This is a genomic window from Shewanella nanhaiensis, assembly GCF_019457885.1.
In the GTDB taxonomy this organism is placed as follows: Bacteria; Pseudomonadota; Gammaproteobacteria; order Enterobacterales; family Shewanellaceae; genus Shewanella; species Shewanella nanhaiensis.
The window spans coordinates 1-16,925 of sequence record NZ_JAHZST010000025.1; the positions used below are offsets into that span (position 1 = coordinate 1).

Below are 16,925 nucleotides of genomic sequence, written 5' to 3' on the forward strand. Positions count from 1 at the left end.
GTTTTTTATCCTCTATGACTTCGCTAAAAGTTAGAGTTCAATTAACATGAGTAGATATTCAGGCAAAGCCTAATTGATGATAACCACCTACTGAAGTAGGTGGTTTAGGGCTGAAAACAAAAAAGGCCGCATATGCGGCCTTTTTACAAAGAAAGTAAAAACTACTTAATTAATCTGTGTAGCTCTTGGACAGAGTTCACATTGGTTCTGTCATCTGCTGCGTGAGCCATACAGGTAGCAAAAGCTGCATTTAAGGTAGTCGTGTAGTTCACTTTATAACGCAATGCACCACGACGAAGTTGACGTGAATCTTCAATCGCCTGACGTCCTTCGGTTGTATTGACGATATAGGTATACTCATCATTCTTAATACGGTCAAGAATATGAGGACGACCTTCATGAACCTTGTTTACCAAGCGAGGGTTGATGCCCGCTTCGCCAAGCACAACCGCTGTTCCGTGAGTCGCATCAATCTCATAACCTAACTCAATAAGTTTAGCGGCTAAGTCGACAACACGCGCTTTATCACTGTTACGTACTGAAAGCAGTGCACGGCCAGACTTAGGCACTTCACAAGTCGCGCCAAGCTGAGCTTTTGCATAGGCTTCAGCAAATGTCTCGCCAACCCCCATAACTTCACCCGTAGAGCGCATCTCAGGACCTAGCAGAGGATCAACACCAGGGAACTTGTTAAATGGCAGCACCACCTCTTTTACAGAGTAGTAAGGCGGGATAACTTCCTGAGTGAAGTTCTGCGACTTAAGGCTTTGGCCAGCCATCACACGTGCGGCAATTTTAGCTAAAGGAACACCCGTCGCTTTTGATACAAACGGCACAGTACGCGCAGCACGAGGGTTGACTTCAATCATATAGATCTCATCATCCTTCACGGCAAACTGGACGTTCATCAAACCAATAACACCCAGCTCCATCGCAAGCTTACCGACCTGCTCGCGCATACGGTTTTGAATATCATCACTTAAGCTATATGGCGGCAGTGAACAACCTGAGTCACCAGAGTGAACACCGGCTTGCTCAATATGCTCCATGATAGAGCCAACAACCACTGTTTCTCCATCACATACTGCATCGATATCGATCTCAATCGCGTTATCTAGGAAGCGGTCGAGAAGTACAGGCGATGAGTTAGAAACACTGACCGCTTCATTGAAGTAACGGCGTAAGTCCGGCTCATCATAAACAATCTCCATTGCACGGCCACCCAATACATAAGATGGGCGAACAACCAAAGGATAACCGATACGCTCAGCAGAAAGCACAGCACCTTCAACGGTTGTAACCGTATCATTTTCTGGCTGCTTCATACCAAGACGCTCAATCGCTTGCTGGAAACGTTCACGGTCTTCGGCGCGGTCAATGGCATCAGGGCTGGTACCAATAATCGGTACACCTGCGGCTTCAAGCTCACGAGCTAGTTTAAGAGGCGTCTGACCACCATATTGAACAATCACACCTTTTGGCTTTTCGATACGCACTATCTCAAGCACATCTTCAAGGGTTACTGGCTCAAAATAGAGTCTGTCGGAGGTATCGTAATCCGTCGATACAGTCTCAGGGTTACAGTTAACCATAATGGTCTCGTAACCATCTTCACGTAGTGCTAAAGCTGCGTGAACACAACAGTAATCAAACTCGATACCTTGACCAATACGGTTAGGACCGCCACCTAAAATCATGATCTTGTCACGATTTGACGGAGCAGCTTCACACTCCTCCTCGTAGGTAGAGTACATGTAAGCGGTATCTGTCGAGAACTCTGCAGCACAGGTATCAACTCGCTTATAAACTGGGAAGATCTCATGTCTTTGACGCATTTTACGCATCTCTGACTCACTGATCCCAAGTAGGTTAGATAAGCGAATGTCAGAGAAACCTTTGCGCTTTAGCTGTCGTAGGAATGTGTTATTCATTCCTGACATACCAGACTCTTTCACTTGATCTTCAAGCTGCAACAGATCTTGGATTTGAACTAGGAACCAAGGGTCAATCTTGGTTAAGCCGAAGATATCATCGATAGATAAACCAGCACGGAATGCATCGGCAATGTACCAGATACGATCAGCACCAGGCTCCTGCAGTTCATGGCGAATACGCGCCATCGAATCCGCTTCATCGATATCGATAATCGGGTCTAAACCATTCATGCCAACTTCAAGACCGCGAAGGGCTTTTTGCAGAGACTCTTGGAAAGTGCGACCAATGGCCATCACTTCACCTACCGACTTCATCTGAGTCGTTAGACGGTCATTTGAACCAGCAAACTTCTCAAAGTTAAAGCGTGGAAGCTTAGTCACTACGTAATCGATAGCAGGCTCAAATGATGCAGGTGTATTACCACCAGTAATATCATTTTTAAGCTCATCTAAGGTAAAGCCTACCGCCAATTTTGCGGCGATTTTTGCAATCGGGAAACCCGTTGCTTTAGAAGCTAGTGCCGATGAACGTGATACACGTGGGTTCATCTCGATGATAACCATACGGCCATCTTTTGGATTAATACCAAACTGGACGTTCGAGCCACCCGTTTCAACACCAATCTCACGAAGCACTGCAAGCGATGCATTACGCATCAACTGGTACTCTTTATCTGTCAGCGTTTGTGCTGGTGCTACAGTGATAGAGTCACCAGTGTGCACGCCCATAGGGTCAAAGTTTTCAATTGAGCAGACGATGATGCAGTTATCATTGCGATCACGTACCACTTCCATCTCGTACTCTTTCCAACCGATTAGCGACTCATCGATGAGTAACTCACTGGTTGGTGAAAGTTCAAGGCCTTGAGAACAGATCTCCTCGAACTCCTCCTTGTTATACGCGATACCACCGCCACTACCGCCCATGGTAAATGATGGGCGGATAATACATGGAAATCCAAGCTCAGCCACAACAGCATTCGCTTCATCCATACTATGGGCGATACCAGCACGAGGACATTCAAGACCAATCGCTTTCATAGCTTGATCGAAACGACTACGATCTTCAGCCTTATCAATAGCGTCAGCTGTCGCACCAATCATCTCTACGTTGAACTCTTCCAGTACACCTTTGCTCTCTAGCTCAAGGGCACAGTTCAGTGCAGTTTGACCACCCATGGTCGGCAAAATCGCATCTGGGCGCTCTTTTGCAATAATGTTACGAACAACTTCCCAATGGATCGGCTCGATATAAGTCGCATCGGCCATCTCAGGATCAGTCATAATGGTTGCAGGGTTAGAGTTCACCAGGATAACTCGATAACCCTCTTCGCGTAGCGCTTTACACGCTTGTGCACCAGAGTAATCGAACTCACATGCCTGACCGATAACAATCGGACCAGCACCTAGGATAAGAATACTTTTTATATCTGTACGTTTTGGCATTGCTTAAACCTTCTCCCTGACTACTTGGCGTTCTGACGATACAATTCGATAAGTTCAATAAAGTGATTGAACAGAGGTGCGGCATCATTTGGACCTGGACTCGCTTCAGGGTGACCCTGGAAGCTAAATGCAGGTTTATCTGTTAAATGAATACCTTGCAGAGAGCCATCAAACAGTGACTTATGTGTCACCTTGATGTTAGCGGGTAAGCTAGATTCATCAGCAGCAAAACCATGGTTTTGACTGGTGATCATCACATTACCTTGCTCGATATTACTCACAGGATGGTTTGCACCGTGATGGCCAAACTTCATCTTCAAGGTCTTAGCACCTGAAGCCAAAGCCAGTAACTGGTGGCCTAAACAGATCCCAAATACTGGGATATCTGTTTTCAGAATCTCTTGAATTGCTGCAATAGCGTAATCACATGGCTCCGGATCACCAGGACCATTTGACAGGAAGATCCCATCAGGATTCATCGCGAGTACTTCAGATGCAGGTGTTTGAGCTGGAACGACAGTCACATCGCAACCACGGTCAACTAACATACGCAGGATGTTACGTTTTACACCATAGTCATAAGCAACAACTTTATATTTAAGATCAGACTCAGGCGAATCATCAGGTAAACCACCGACTAAGCGCCAGCTTCCGTTACGCCACTGATATTGAGTATCAGTAGTGACCTCTTTAGCTAAATCCATGCCTTTTAGACCAGGGAAAGCTTTTGCTTCTGCGAGCGCTTTCTCCACGTCTTGCTCACCAACTAGGATACACCCAGCTTGTGCGCCTTTTTCTCGTAGAATACGGGTTAACTTACGCGTATCAATATCAGCAATACCAACAATGTTATTGGCTTTTAGGTAGTCACTGAGGGATTGTTGATTACGGAAGTTACTGGCAATTAAAGGAAGATCTCGAATGATTAGACCACAGGCATGAACTGAATCAGATTCTGTGTCTTCATCATTGGTTCCGGTATTACCAATATGAGGGTAGGTTAAAGTTACAATTTGGCGAGAATATGAGGGATCAGTAAGGATCTCTTGGTAACCTGTCATTGAAGTGTTAAAAACAACTTCACCAACAGCATGTCCATCGGCACCAATAGCTGTGCCAGAGAATACAGTTCCATCTTCGAGTACGAGTAAGGCAGACTTTGTCAACGCGACCTCCAAAAAGAGCCAAGCCACTAAAATATAATGTTTTTTCTTGCTTTTAAAATACCAATATCCGTTCAAATACGAAATTTTGACAAATTCGGACAAGCATATATGAATTAGCAGTCTTGGTCTATAGATTTAATTTTTTTAATATGAAAAAAAATCGCCAAATAGACGATTTTTTAAAATAACTACTTAAGCCCTAAGACTTGCTGCATATCATAAAGACCCGCATCTTGCTCAACCAGCCAGGAAGCAGCTCTCATTGCTCCATTGGCAAAGGTCATCCTGCTTGAAGCTTTATGGGTGATCTCAATTCGCTCACCAATATCGGCGAACAGGGCGGTGTGCTCACCCACTATGTCACCAGCACGTATGGTTGAGAAACCTATGGTTTGACGATCACGCTCACCGGTTATCCCCTCACGACCATAAACTGCGCACTTATCAAGGTCACGGCCTAAAGTTTCGGCAATCACCTCTCCCATCTTAAGTGCTGTGCCCGATGGGGCGTCTTTCTTATATCTATGATGACCTTCGATAATCTCGATGTCGGTGTAATCTCCCATCACCTCTGCTGCAACCTCAAGCAGTTTCCACAGTAGATTAACGCCGACCGCCATATTAGGTGCCATCACCACAGGTGTCTTTTCAGCATACGCTGAGATCTGTTCTTTTTGAGAGTGATTAAAACCTGTGGTTCCGATAACGATCGCTTTACCATGTTTGGCACACCAATCTGTATGCACCAAGCTCGCCTCTGGAGAGGTAAAGTCAATTAGAACATCGAAATCATCAACTGCAAGATCTAGTGAGTCAGTAATAGGTACATTCATCGAACCGACACCAGCAAGTTCCCCAGCATCAACACCAATTAAGGTGGAGCCAGCTCGCTCAATAACGGCACCTAAATAGATCATAGGTTGCTGCCTTGCGGCTTCAATAAGAGTTCTGCCCATGCGGCCACTGCCACCAGTAATTGCGACTCTTACTTTTTCACTCATCATAAACTTCCTCAGATAACCTTTCTCAATGCACAAAGTCTTAGCACTAATATTTCCACAAAAAAAAGCCTAAGCATTAGCTTAGGCTCTTAATATTACAGAATATCGAGTAACTCGACTTCAAATACGAGTGCCGAGTATGGCGGGATTGAAGCGCCTGCTCCACGCTCGCCGTAAGCTAGGTGATGTGGGACATATAGCTTCCACTTAGAACCAACTGGCATTAGCTGAAGTGCTTCAGTCCAACCAGCAATAACACCCGATACTGGGAATTCAGCAGGCTGATCACGAACAACAGAGCTATCGAAAACATCACCACTGATGAAAGTACCGTGGTAGTGAGTACGAACAGTCGCATCTAGGCTTGGCTTACCACCAGTACCTTCGGTGATGATCTCATACTGTAAGCCAGACTCTAATGTCTGAACGCCATCACGCTTAGCGTTATCAGCAAGGAATGTTTCACCTTCAGCTGAAGCAGCTTCAGCGGCAGCTTCCTGTACCTTTTGAATGCGCTGGCTGATCTCAGTAAATGCAACCTGAAGATCTTGCATAGCAACTTGACTCTCTTTACCGTCAAACGCATCAGATAGACCTAGCTGTACAGCTGAAATATCGATACCTTCGAAAGAGTTAGCAGCTAGCTGCTCACCAAGCTGGCGACCAACGCCATAACTTGCTTGCGCTTCAATAGTAGTAAACTTGTCAGACATAATGATTCTACTCTCAATGATTCAAATTAATTTTCGCGCGACAGTCTACCATAGTTAAAAAGAGTGATCTTGATAACCTTAATATTTATTTCGTCTTTTGACAGCGATTTTGCACTTGACCTTTACTTGCCTGATAAAGTGGCATGACTTGAGACTGCATTTGAGTCAACTCATCGATTCTATGACCGTGGGATGGATGAGTGGAAAGCAGCTCTGGACCCTGCTCGCCACCTTGTTTTGCCATATTTTGCCACAACACCATACTCTGACTCGGATCGAACCCCGCTCTTGCCATCAACTCAACCCCCATCACATCCGCTTCACTCTCCTGCTCGCGTCCATAGGGAAGAATAAAGCCTACTTGAGTCCCTAAACCAAGAGCCGCCATATAGAGATCTTTATTACTCACGCCGCCAGCACCCAATGCGACATCGGCCAACTGCATTCCCGTACCTGTCAACTTGGCACGAGAAACCTGCTCATTGCTATGGTTAGCCAATACATGGGCGACTTCATGTCCAATCACCGTCGCTAGCTGGTCTTCATTTTCAGCCACCTTTAACAAACCGGTATAGACACCGATATGGCCACCAGGCAACGCAAAAGCATTCACCTGATCTGATTCAAACACCACCACATCCCATGGAAGGTTAGATTTAGGCAGCACGCTAGTTATCCTGTTCGCCACACAATCCACATAAGCATTTAGTTTAGGGTCTTGACTCACCTTCTCCTGTTTCTTTATCTGCTCAAATGAGCTCGCCCCCATCTGATCTATCTCTTGAGAGGAGAAGAGTAAAATCTGATTTCGTCCCGTCGGAGATTCAGTAGTGACACAGCCTGTTAGCGCTAAAGTCGAAAGAAGTAACACAGGTAGCAATTTCATCGGGCGATAATCCTTTATGTAAATACGTCTAGGTTCTAGGCAAGATTCTATCAAACTTTTATTAACTTTTGTGCTACTGGAGCAAAGAGCCTTACAGGTGTCATGCGTTTAAGTTTAAGAGAAGTTCCTCCCTCTATAAACATCCAGATATCCCTACGCAAATCTCCTCCATCGCTGTTCCTGCGATCAGGGATAAGCACATCCATGTGCAAAAAAGCCCCGTATGCGTTAGCAAACGGGGCTTTATCAACTTTAATTTCGCTTTATGAATTAAAGTTAGCTATTTAAGTCTTGAAAAAACTTCTTCACACCATCGAAGAAACCTTCAGCTTTAGGGCTGTGTTTCTTAGACGATGAACCCGCTAAGGTTTCATCAAATTCGCGAAGTAGCTCTTTTTGACGCTCGTTAAGTTTAACAGGCGTCTCCATCACAACTTTACAAAGTAGATCGCCAACCGCATGACTGCGAACAGACTTAACGCCTTTACCGCGCATACGGAACATACGGCCCGTTTGCGTCTCAGCAGGGATCTTAAGATTAACCTTACCGTCTAAAGTAGGAACCTCTATCTCACCACCTAGGGCTGCTTTACCAAATGAGATTGGCACTTCGCAGTAGAGGTTATTACCATCACGAACAAAGATAGCATGCTCACGCACACTAACCTGCACATAAAGATCACCTGGAGGTGCACCAAACTCGCCCGCTTCGCCTTCGCCAGATAGACGGATACGATCGCCGTTATCAACCCCAGCAGGGATCTTAACAGAGAGTGTCTTACTCTTCTCAACACGGCCTTCACCATGACACTTATTACATGGATCTTTAATGATCTTACCGCGACCATGACAGGTAGGACAGGCTTGTTGAACCGCAAAGAACCCCTGACGCATCTGCACTTGGCCTTGACCATGACAGGTACCACATGTGGTAGGCGATGTGCCTTTCTTGGCGCCGCTGCCATCACAAGTATCACAATGAGCCAAAGTTGGAATGCGTAGCTCTTTAGTCAAACCTTTAACAGCCTCTTCAAGAGAGAGTTCAAGGTTATAACGCAGGTCGCTACCACGTGCTGCTTGACGTTGACCGCCACCGCGACGTCCACCACCGAAGATATCGCCGAACACGTCGCCGAATACATCACCGAAATCGGCATTGCCACCGAATCCACCGCCACCGCGGTTTGGATCGACACCGGCATGACCAAACTGGTCATAGGCGGCTTTTTTATCGCTATCGGTCAGGATTTCGTAGGCTTCTTTAACCTCTTTAAAACTGGTTTCAGCAGCTTTATCTCCTGGATTGCGATCCGGGTGAAACTTCATGGCTAAACGTTTGTAAGCCTTTTTAATTTCACGTTCGCTGGCATCACGTCCAACACTTAGTACTTCGTAATAATCTCGCTTTGACATAATCTCACGCTTTCTTTGATGAAGTTGTAGCTGATCTCGTAGCTAATCTTGTGACAACGGGCGTTAGAGTTTCCCCTAACGCCCGTATTCAATAATCTAGGGGTTAGCCTCTATTATTTCTTGTCATCTTTTACTTCTTCAAACTCAGCGTCAACAACGTCTTCGTCTGGCTTAGCAGCTTGTGCTTCACCTTCTGGAGCTTGTTGACCTTGCTCTGCTTGTGCTTTCGCTTGAGCAATTTCCATCAGCTTAGAAGAGGCTTCCATCAACTCTTGAGTTGACTTCTCGATTGCTTCTTTATCACTACCTTTAACAGCAGTTTCAACCGCTGACATTGCAGTTTCAATCTTCTCTTTATCTTCCGCAGGCAGTGCTTCACCAGCTTCTTCAATTTGCTTCTTAGTCGCATGAACCATGCCATCAGCTTGGTTACGTGCAGTGACTAGTTCTTCGAACTTAGCATCTTCATCAGCATGAGCTTCAGCATCACGAACCATAGCTTCAACTTCTTCATCACTTAAACCAGAAGAGGCTTTAATGGTGATGTTCTGTGCTTTACCGGTTTTCTTGTCGGTAGCAGAAACATGCAAGATACCATCGGCATCGATATCGAAGGCAACTTCAATCTGTGGCATGCCACGTGGAGCAGGCTCAATACCTTCTAGGTTAAATTGACCTAGAGACTTGTTACCGCTTGACTGCTTACGCTCACCTTGTAGTACGTGAATCGTTACCGCAGCTTGGTTGTCATCAGCTGTAGAGAAAGTCTGTGAAGCTTTAGTCGGGATAGTGGTGTTCTTCTCGATAAGCTTAGTCATTACGCTACCCATAGTCTCAATACCTAGAGACAGAGGCGTAACGTCAAGTAGAAGAACATCTTTCACATCACCAGAAAGTACACCAGCTTGAACTGCAGCACCGATTGCAACCGCTTCATCAGGGTTAACGTCTTGACGTAACTCTTTACCGAAGAAAGCAGACACTTCAGCACGTACTTTAGGCATACGAGTCTGACCACCGACTAGAATCACTTCGTTAACGTCAGAAACGCTAAGGTCAGCATCAGCTAGTGCAACTTTTAGTGGCTCAAGTGTACGAGTCACTAGGTCTTCAACCAAAGACTCAAGCTTAGCACGAGTAACTTTAACCACTAAGTGCTTAGGACCTGATGCATCAGCAGTGATGTATGGCAGGTTCACTTCAGTTTGTGTTGTGCTTGAAAGCTCGATCTTCGCTTTTTCTGCTGCTTCTTTTAGACGCTGCATCGCTAATGGATCGTTACGCAAGTTCATGCCTTGCTCTTTTTCAAACTCATCAGCTAGGTACTTGATCAAACGGTTATCAAAATCTTCACCACCTAAGTGAGTGTCACCGTTAGTAGCAAGAACTTCGAAAGTCTGCTCGCCATCAACACTGTCAATTTCGATGATAGAGATATCGAATGTACCACCACCTAAATCGTATACAGCAACGATATTATCGCCTTGCTTCTTATCGATACCGTAAGCAAGTGCAGCCGCTGTTGGCTCGTTGATGATACGCTTAACTTCAAGACCTGCGATACGGCCAGCATCTTTAGTTGCTTGACGCTGTGAATCGTTAAAGTATGCAGGAACAGTAATAACGGCTTCAGTAACTTCTTCACCTAGGAAGTCTTCAGCTGTCTTCTTCATCTTTTTAAGGATTTCAGCAGAAACCTGTGGTGGAGCCATCTTCTTATCGTGTGCTTCAACCCAAGCATCGCCGTTATCAGCACCGATGATCTTGAATGGCATGATGTCAACATCACGCTGAACTTCGTCATCTTTAAAACGACGACCGATAAGACGCTTGATTGCGAAGAAAGTGTTAGTTGGGTTCGTAACTGCCTGACGCTTTGCAGGTTGACCTACTAGTGTCTCTTCACCTGTGTAAGCGATGATTGAAGGGGTAGTACGATCGCCTTCGGCATTCTCCAATACGCGCGCTTTGTCGCCGTCTAATACAGCTACGCAAGAGTTAGTTGTGCCTAAATCGATACCAATAATTTTACCCATTGTGGTGCTCCTGAAATCTTTTCTATATAAAAGCTAATTTTGTCATCTGATGGAGATATGGGGACGGACTAAACTAATTTCAAGCTAAAATATGAATGCTTAACTTAAAGCGCTAGCTAAGGTCCAAAATGTCTCAATATCTTTCCTTAACACCCTATATTGGGCCTCGGATATCGATTACAAGGGGCAAAGATACAAAAAAGATCTAAACCCGCATTTTTTTGATCTGTCACTCACTCTTCCCACTCCAGCAATGTATAATGCATGCAATTAAGAGTAGTTGTAGTTCATGCAGATAAAACGCGAGCTGCGACCCAGTCGTATCTTTAATAGAGTAAAAACATTGAAGCAATCTAATCAGGCTTACGTTTACGGCGTAGGTGCAATCTGTTTGTGGTCCACCGTTGCCACCGCGTTTAAACTGGCACTGGCACATTTCAGCCCTCTGCAGTTAGTGTTAGTGGCGGTCACCACATCAATTATCGCTCTTGGACTCATTCTAGTGGTTCAAGGAAAGCTCAGCCTGATTAAGACCCAACTTAAAGCTAGACCCTTTTTCTACCTTCAGACAGGGTTAATTAATCCATTTCTCTACTATCTAGTGCTCTTTAAGGCTTATGATCTTCTCCCCGCCCAGCAGGCACTGTCTCTTAACTATACTTGGGCCATACTTTTACCTCTTCTTTCTGTGCCTATGCTGGCACAAAGGCTTCGTAAAAGTGACATGGTCGCCGCCATCATCGCCTACTTTGGTGTATTCGTTATTGCCACCAACGGTAACCTCACAAGCTTTACGTTTGAGAGTGGTACAGGGGTCATGTTAGCCCTAACCAGTACCCTGCTCTGGTCTCTTTACTGGATAATCAACACCAAAGACAAGGGCGATCCTGTCGTCAGCCTGCTATTAAGTTTCCTTGTGGGTTTCCCCTTCATTCTTGGCACACTACTGCTGACACAAGAGTTACCAAGCTGGGATCTAAAAGCAGTTGCAGCTGGCATCTATGTGGGACTGTTCGAAATGGGGGTCACTTTCGTACTCTGGTTAGTGGCGCTGAAGAAAGCCGATCGCACTGCCAGTATTAGCACCATGGCCTTTATGTCTCCTGTCATGAGTATCGGCTTTATCGCCTGGATTTTGCAGGAGGAGATTGCTCACTCCACCTACATAGGATTAGGCCTTATCCTATCGGCGTTAGCACTACAGCAACTATTGCCACTGCTCAACAAACTAAAGATAAAGAGTGGTACCAGCCACTCTCATTAATTGCGAACTTTAAACTGCAGACACAAAAAAGCCCATCGAGATGGGCTTTTTCATGTAAAAGTCTAAATATTAATAGTGTTCAACTTCAATTTGACCAACACCAACATTAACGCTTAATTCGCCAAAGCCCGTATTATCTTCATTATAATAAGCTTGTCTAACAAAGTTACGCTCTATCGCAAGCGCGCGACCATCATCTTCAACACTGACTTCACCAACACCTGATTCAAGAGAGACAGAGTGATAGATGATGCTATGCTTAATCTGCGCATGACCAACACCTAGGTCGATATCCACATCACTCTCCATGTTATTCACCTCTACCTGACCTACACCAACATTGAGATTAACCGCAGCCTCACGAGGTAGATAGATTTTCCACTCCTGCTTCAGATCGTCCTGATCGTTCAATTTCAGCGTAATGCGTTTCGATGCCTGATCAACGTCTAGCTCAACATCTGCAAGATCTACATTGTCCCAGAATGAAAACCAGCTGCTATCTGATTGAGACACAAGCACCTCAACCCTAATCTCTTTGTCATCGGTGGCAAACACTTCAGCAGAGCCAACATCCATATCCAGCAACACCTGTTGACCATCATAGCCATAGGTCTGAGATAAGCTTCTATCTGCCTCTGCTTGAACAGGCGTTATCGCCAAGGTTGAGAATGCAGCAGAGATCACCATCAAACTGCTAAGGGTGGCTGTGGTTATTTTCTTTATTAGCATGGTCATAATAGGGTCATCCTGTGAATTAAAATCCTGATATGAACTAGATAAAGCAAGAGGTAGGCCAAAGTTGTAAGTCATTGCTATTACAATGATATAAAGTAATTCACTATTTAGTTAAATGTTGAGTTCACTAATTATTGGTTGTTTTTACCAACAGTTTGGTTACTTGTCGGATAACAAGTTTCAAATATCTTTTTGATTAGTTTCATTAGGCTAGTTTCGTACTTGGCTTATTTACTGAGTACCAAAGCTTCATTGGTGTTTATTGCTTGCAGCAGGCCTAATGTGCAGAAACTTCAGTGAGACGCCACGAGCACAATCCCTGTAGTCTCTACGATGACATCCCTGTCATCGAAGCTCACTGCCGCATCTACACCAAAACGTTATCTCTTCGACTTTACCTTTTAATTGAGAATAAATAGCTGTTTATAGGTAACTTCATGGCTTAATAGTAATAACTATTATCGTTAAGTTGTATAGTTTTGATTTTAAATATTGTGAGGGACTGGGAAAGTTTACTGATCAGCTGCTAATGTTTACGATTATTAGTAAATAAGAGGTTGAATATGAAGGTTTCTGAGGCTATACGTGTTTTACTTCGAGATGAACCCGATGGTTTAACACCGCAAGAAATTAGAGAGCGTATTAAGACTGAGTTTCCACAATTGTATGGTACAGAGGCCCATCAAAACAATGTGGATAAAGGTCATTATCAGAATTTAGAACATGCTTTGTTGGCGCAGATATATACAACATCTCGTTCATTAAGCGATGTTTATGTCGATAAATCAGTAAAACCTGTCAAGCTAAGTTTACTATCTATTGGAGAGGAGCTAGATGTGCCTCTTCATGTAGAAACTGTTTCGCCTGAAAGTATTAGTAAGCTTGAGTCTGGTGAAGGAGTTCTGTATGTATTAGGGACGAATCTTTTTACCAAGGATGGTAATGAAATTATTAAGATAGGCATAACAACTGGCAGTATTGAGGATAGGATCAACCAACTATACACTACAGGTGTTCCATATAAATTTAGGCTAATTCAGCAGCATGAAACAAAAAATTATGCTGAATTAGAGCAGTCACTGCATAAAATCCTTGATTCATATCGAATAAACAAGTCCAGAGAATTTTTTCTCGATCTTGCAATCGAGTATGTTGATAAAGTGATTGCCATACATGATGATATTTTAAATAAAGCGATATAGTTTTTACTCGCAATCTATTCTCGTTACTAAGTATATTTGTTTCCCGCTTTTGCTTTCTATAGGCTTATGAAGTGCACCACAAGTAATGAATTGGCGTAAAGCATCGCTCCTCCTAACTTGCCTTAAGTTGAATTCTGCTGGTACAGCTAATAATAGATCATATGCATAAGATGGATGAGAGAAGCTGAGGTATACACTTTGTTCATCTACAAAGCTAGTATCCACAAATTCAAACCTCCCGTAAGGAGTGTACTCACCTTTATGGTTAACTTGAGGGGCTGTGGTGTAAAATAGCTCGAGCATTCTGTAATTAGAAAAAAATTGATATGAGGCAGATAAACCCTCTTTACGTTTTTTGGCTTCTATTTTTGCATTTCTGAGAACAGTTTCAGTACATGTATCATAGTCATACGTATATATCATACATGCATCTAGGTCATAAACGTCATTAGGTACAGGTAGTTTTTTATATTTAGGCTTGGAGTTACAACCCCCAGCAAGAACCGATAAAAAAATCAGAATAACTAAAGATATTAAATTCCTTTTTAACATACCCACCTCCTTTGCTAGTAACAAAAGTATAGACATTTATCACTACTTCAGTCGCTAAGTATTAGCTGCTGAACTTGCCATTCATAGCTCTCATTAAACTGTTACACTTAGTGTCACAAACGTTAGTGGTTACTTACTATCAAGCTCAATAAAATATCATGAGTTGGCTAAGTTGTCTTATCGGGCAACTCATATTTTAATCGAAAAGAGTAATAGCTTGCGGAAAACCAATGTAGGTAGAACCTTCAACAACCCAGCCCAATACCAAAAAAGTCAAATGAACCAACTCAGAAAATGTAATCAGCCCTCATTCGCAGGCTAGCTAACTTTGGGGCAAAAAACATTTACCAAATTCTGCCAGTAAAGCTAAATCGAAGAGACAAATGAACAGGTGTAGATACGGCTGTGACCGTCCGTGACATGGACGTCACGACCGAGACTATAGGGATATACTTGCGTCGTGTCACAGAAGTAACTGCACATTCCTCGCTGAGAAGCGATAGGTAACAATGCAGCTCAGACTTTCAACTACTCACCCAATACCAAAAAATTCAAATGAACCAAACCAGAAAATGTAATCAGTCTTCATTCGAAGGCTAGCTAACTTTGGGGCATTTCCGTGTTACCGATTTACCCAGATAAGTCAAAATCGAAGAGATTCATGAACAGGTGTAGATGCGGCTGCGAGCTTCGACTTCAGGGCGAAGTTTCACCCTGTGAAACTCTTTGAGCGCGAGGTAAGGATACCGAGCTGGCCGTTTAACAGGGAAGTTATTGGAAATCGTAGAGCGTATAGGGATATATTCACAGCGTCTCGTAGAAGTATCTACACATTCGTCGTTCTTTGGCATCCTGCCATCACGACATTGGTGCATCCATGCACGGCACCCGCTGGAGGCGATAGATAACCATGAAGGTACGACCTTCAAACACAACACCAAATATCAAACCAGCCAGAAGCTAAACCAAAAAATGTAATCAGCCTTCATTCGAAGGCTAACAAAAAATGTGTACTAGCGCTAAGTTACGAATGAGGTGGCGAGTCGGTGACACCACAAGTGATACAATCTTGCTCCAACATACCTATACAACAAAGTTGACAGATAACATGTCCGAATTCGAAAAGATGCTCGCAGGAAAAGACTTTGACGGCGGTGCAGACTGTATTAATCATATCCGTCAAAATGCTTCGAATTTATTGCAGGCCATTAACCAAAATACAGATGACTCTCAACGTAGTGAACTATTTCAACAGCTAATGGGCAATATTTCAGCTTCTAGCATAGTCCGCTCTCCATTTTATTGTGAGTTTGGCAAGACGATTTCGATTGGAGAGAAAACCTTCATCAACATGAATGTAACTATGCTCGATGGCGCTAAAATTACTATTGGTAATAACGTATTAATAGGCCCAAACACGCAGCTTTACTCTGCAAGCCACGACTTGAACTATCTTAAACGTCGTAACTGGGAAACCATCTGCGCTCCCATTACCATTGAGGATGATGTGTGGATTGGTGGCAATGTTGTGATCAACAAAGGTGTGACCATTGGTGCGCGATCTGTGATTGCAGCTAACTCTGTCGTTAATACAGATGTACCGCCTAATTCACTGTATGGTGGAACGCCTGCGAAGTTAATCAGGATGATTGATGAAAATGAAACCTAGCTTCATTCGAAGCTGGCGACCCCTTTTGTGACAGACAAAGAGTGATCCAATATCGATTGACCTTTGGCCCCCTCTCCATGTCCAGGGAAGATAAACTCAACGTGGGGGAACTCTGCTTTGACCTTATTGATACTGTGGTACCAATTTGCAAGATCCGCATCGCCTGTCCAGCCTAGGTTATTCACTTTATTGTCTTTTAATAAGCAGCCACCAACGATCACTTTCTCCTCTGGTAACCAGATAACAAGGTTGTCCATGCTGTGGCCAGAACCTGGGTAAAAAGCCTCTATCTTTCCCTTAAGCAGCTCGAATCTGTCGCCTGAAAAACTGTGATTCGATGTTGGCTGTTTATCGTTAACCAACAACTGATTGGTCATCTCAGATGCGTAAGTGGCATAACCCAATTTATCGAGATAACCCAAGCCACCCGCTCTATCCTGATGATAGTGAGTGACGATAGTGCCCATAAGTTGTAATTTATTCATCTCAAGCCAGCGCATCAGATCTGGCATATCCGACTCGCTCCAAGGGGTATCGATAAGATACGCATCACTGTTATCGACATAGATAAATGAATTTGAATCGAAGGTTTGTGCGGGTTTGTCTTGATAAAGCTGAACCGACTTATAGGATTTAACTAAATACAGGGTCGGAGAGACTTCAGTTATCTTTATCAATTCTGATGACCAATTAACTTGTGAAGAAGCTGGAGTTGCAACAGCTGTTGAGCTGACTCCCAGCAAAAATAAAAGGGGAAGTAGAGAGGTAAAAAACCGAGTGACTTTGAGCCTTGCGATAATGAGTTCGATCAGTTTAGACATAATTGGGATTTATAATTAGTAAAGTTGCTCTGAATATACAGAGTAATTGTGGCAAAAATCTAGCAAGATTGTGGCGATCTTATTTTT

General features: G+C 43.8%; 13 protein-coding genes. 3 read left to right on the forward strand and 10 right to left on the reverse strand.

Features of this window, described 5'->3' with window-relative positions; all coding sequences use genetic code 11:
* Positions 1 to 161: 161 nt before the first annotated feature.
* The 7 genes from carB to dnaK all read right to left on the reverse strand — a co-directional run bounded on the left by carB (position 162) and on the right by dnaK (position 10,595).
* Positions 162 to 3,380, reverse strand: a complete 3,219-nt coding sequence (gene carB, locus K0625_RS22190; RefSeq protein ID WP_220111638.1) for a carbamoyl-phosphate synthase large subunit — start codon at positions 3,378 to 3,380, stop codon at positions 162 to 164.
* Between the two features lie 20 nt (positions 3,381 to 3,400).
* Positions 3,401 to 4,558 (reverse strand): glutamine-hydrolyzing carbamoyl-phosphate synthase small subunit, encoded by a 1,158-nt coding sequence (gene carA / locus K0625_RS22195; protein WP_220111639.1) that lies wholly within the window; start codon positions 4,556 to 4,558, stop codon positions 3,401 to 3,403.
* 176 nt (positions 4,559 to 4,734) lie between these two features.
* Entirely contained in the window at positions 4,735 to 5,547 is an 813-nt protein-coding gene (dapB, locus tag K0625_RS22200) for a 4-hydroxy-tetrahydrodipicolinate reductase (RefSeq protein ID WP_041417791.1), read from the reverse strand.
* 95 nt (positions 5,548 to 5,642) lie between these two features.
* Positions 5,643 to 6,260 carry a BamJ family beta-barrel-assembly machinery protein gene (gene bamJ, locus K0625_RS22205; RefSeq protein WP_220111640.1) on the reverse strand — a complete coding sequence of 206 codons (618 nt, stop codon included), beginning with the start codon at positions 6,258 to 6,260 and terminating at the stop codon, positions 5,643 to 5,645.
* Positions 6,261 to 6,345: 85 nt separating this feature from the next.
* Positions 6,346 to 7,146, reverse strand: a complete 801-nt coding sequence (locus tag K0625_RS22210; protein WP_220111641.1) for a M48 family metallopeptidase — start codon at positions 7,144 to 7,146, stop codon at positions 6,346 to 6,348.
* Positions 7,147 to 7,422: 276 nt separating this feature from the next.
* The gene (gene dnaJ / locus K0625_RS22215) at positions 7,423 to 8,559 is read right to left on the reverse strand and encodes a molecular chaperone DnaJ (RefSeq protein ID WP_220111642.1); all 1,137 of its coding nucleotides are present in this window, start codon (positions 8,557 to 8,559) and stop codon (positions 7,423 to 7,425) included.
* Between the two features lie 113 nt (positions 8,560 to 8,672).
* Entirely contained in the window at positions 8,673 to 10,595 is a 1,923-nt protein-coding gene (gene dnaK, locus K0625_RS22220; protein WP_012326180.1) for a molecular chaperone DnaK, read from the reverse strand.
* A 343-nt stretch (positions 10,596 to 10,938) separates the two neighbouring features.
* Here dnaK and K0625_RS22225 point away from each other — a divergent pair, with 343 nt between their 5' ends.
* A complete protein-coding gene (locus tag K0625_RS22225) occupies positions 10,939 to 11,859 on the forward strand; it encodes a DMT family transporter (protein WP_220111643.1) in 921 nt (306 codons plus the stop codon).
* Between the two features lie 69 nt (positions 11,860 to 11,928).
* Here the strand turns inward: K0625_RS22225 and K0625_RS22230 are convergent, their stop codons facing one another.
* Positions 11,929 to 12,594, reverse strand: coding sequence for a toast rack family protein (locus K0625_RS22230; protein WP_220111644.1), 666 nt, complete (start codon positions 12,592 to 12,594; stop codon positions 11,929 to 11,931).
* A 563-nt stretch (positions 12,595 to 13,157) separates the two neighbouring features.
* Between K0625_RS22230 and K0625_RS22235 the strand changes: the two genes are divergently transcribed.
* Complete coding sequence (locus tag K0625_RS22235) at positions 13,158 to 13,796, forward strand: GIY-YIG nuclease family protein (RefSeq protein ID WP_220111645.1); 639 nt, start codon at positions 13,158 to 13,160, stop codon at positions 13,794 to 13,796.
* A gap of 3 nt (positions 13,797 to 13,799) precedes the next feature.
* On the opposite strand, the gene K0625_RS22240 is transcribed toward K0625_RS22235, so the two are convergent.
* Positions 13,800 to 14,348: a hypothetical protein gene (locus K0625_RS22240; protein ID WP_220111646.1), complete on the reverse strand. Its 549-nt coding sequence runs from the start codon at positions 14,346 to 14,348 to the stop codon at positions 13,800 to 13,802.
* A 1,108-nt stretch (positions 14,349 to 15,456) separates the two neighbouring features.
* On the opposite strand from K0625_RS22240, the gene K0625_RS22245 reads away from it, so the two are divergent.
* Positions 15,457 to 16,017: a sugar O-acetyltransferase gene (locus tag K0625_RS22245; protein WP_220111647.1), complete on the forward strand. Its 561-nt coding sequence runs from the start codon at positions 15,457 to 15,459 to the stop codon at positions 16,015 to 16,017.
* Between the two features lie 2 nt (positions 16,018 to 16,019).
* Here the strand turns inward: K0625_RS22245 and bla are convergent, their stop codons facing one another.
* Positions 16,020 to 16,838: a subclass B1 metallo-beta-lactamase gene (gene bla, locus K0625_RS22250; RefSeq protein ID WP_220111648.1), complete on the reverse strand. Its 819-nt coding sequence runs from the start codon at positions 16,836 to 16,838 to the stop codon at positions 16,020 to 16,022.
* Positions 16,839 to 16,925 lie beyond the last annotated feature (87 nt).

What these genes read in the sequence shown, in the direction of transcription:
- bla (WP_220111648.1), bottom strand. Translation starts at nt 16,838, where the DNA reads ATGTCTAAACTGATCGAACTCATTATCGCAAGGCTCAAAGTCACTCGG.
- bamJ (WP_220111640.1), bottom strand. Translation starts at nt 6,260, where the DNA reads ATGTCTGACAAGTTTACTACTATTGAAGCGCAAGCAAGTTATGGCGTT.
- dapB (WP_041417791.1), bottom strand. Translation starts at nt 5,547, where the DNA reads ATGAGTGAAAAAGTAAGAGTCGCAATTACTGGTGGCAGTGGCCGCATG.
- K0625_RS22230 (WP_220111644.1), bottom strand. Translation starts at nt 12,594, where the DNA reads ATGACCATGCTAATAAAGAAAATAACCACAGCCACCCTTAGCAGTTTG.
- dnaK (WP_012326180.1), bottom strand. Translation starts at nt 10,595, where the DNA reads ATGGGTAAAATTATTGGTATCGATTTAGGCACAACTAACTCTTGCGTA.
- dnaJ (WP_220111642.1), bottom strand. Translation starts at nt 8,559, where the DNA reads ATGTCAAAGCGAGATTATTACGAAGTACTAAGTGTTGGACGTGATGCC.
- K0625_RS22235 (WP_220111645.1), top strand. Translation starts at nt 13,158, where the DNA reads ATGAAGGTTTCTGAGGCTATACGTGTTTTACTTCGAGATGAACCCGAT.
- carB (WP_220111638.1), bottom strand. Translation starts at nt 3,380, where the DNA reads ATGCCAAAACGTACAGATATAAAAAGTATTCTTATCCTAGGTGCTGGT.
- K0625_RS22240 (WP_220111646.1), bottom strand. Translation starts at nt 14,348, where the DNA reads ATGTTAAAAAGGAATTTAATATCTTTAGTTATTCTGATTTTTTTATCG.
- K0625_RS22245 (WP_220111647.1), top strand. Translation starts at nt 15,457, where the DNA reads ATGTCCGAATTCGAAAAGATGCTCGCAGGAAAAGACTTTGACGGCGGT.
- K0625_RS22210 (WP_220111641.1), bottom strand. Translation starts at nt 7,146, where the DNA reads ATGAAATTGCTACCTGTGTTACTTCTTTCGACTTTAGCGCTAACAGGC.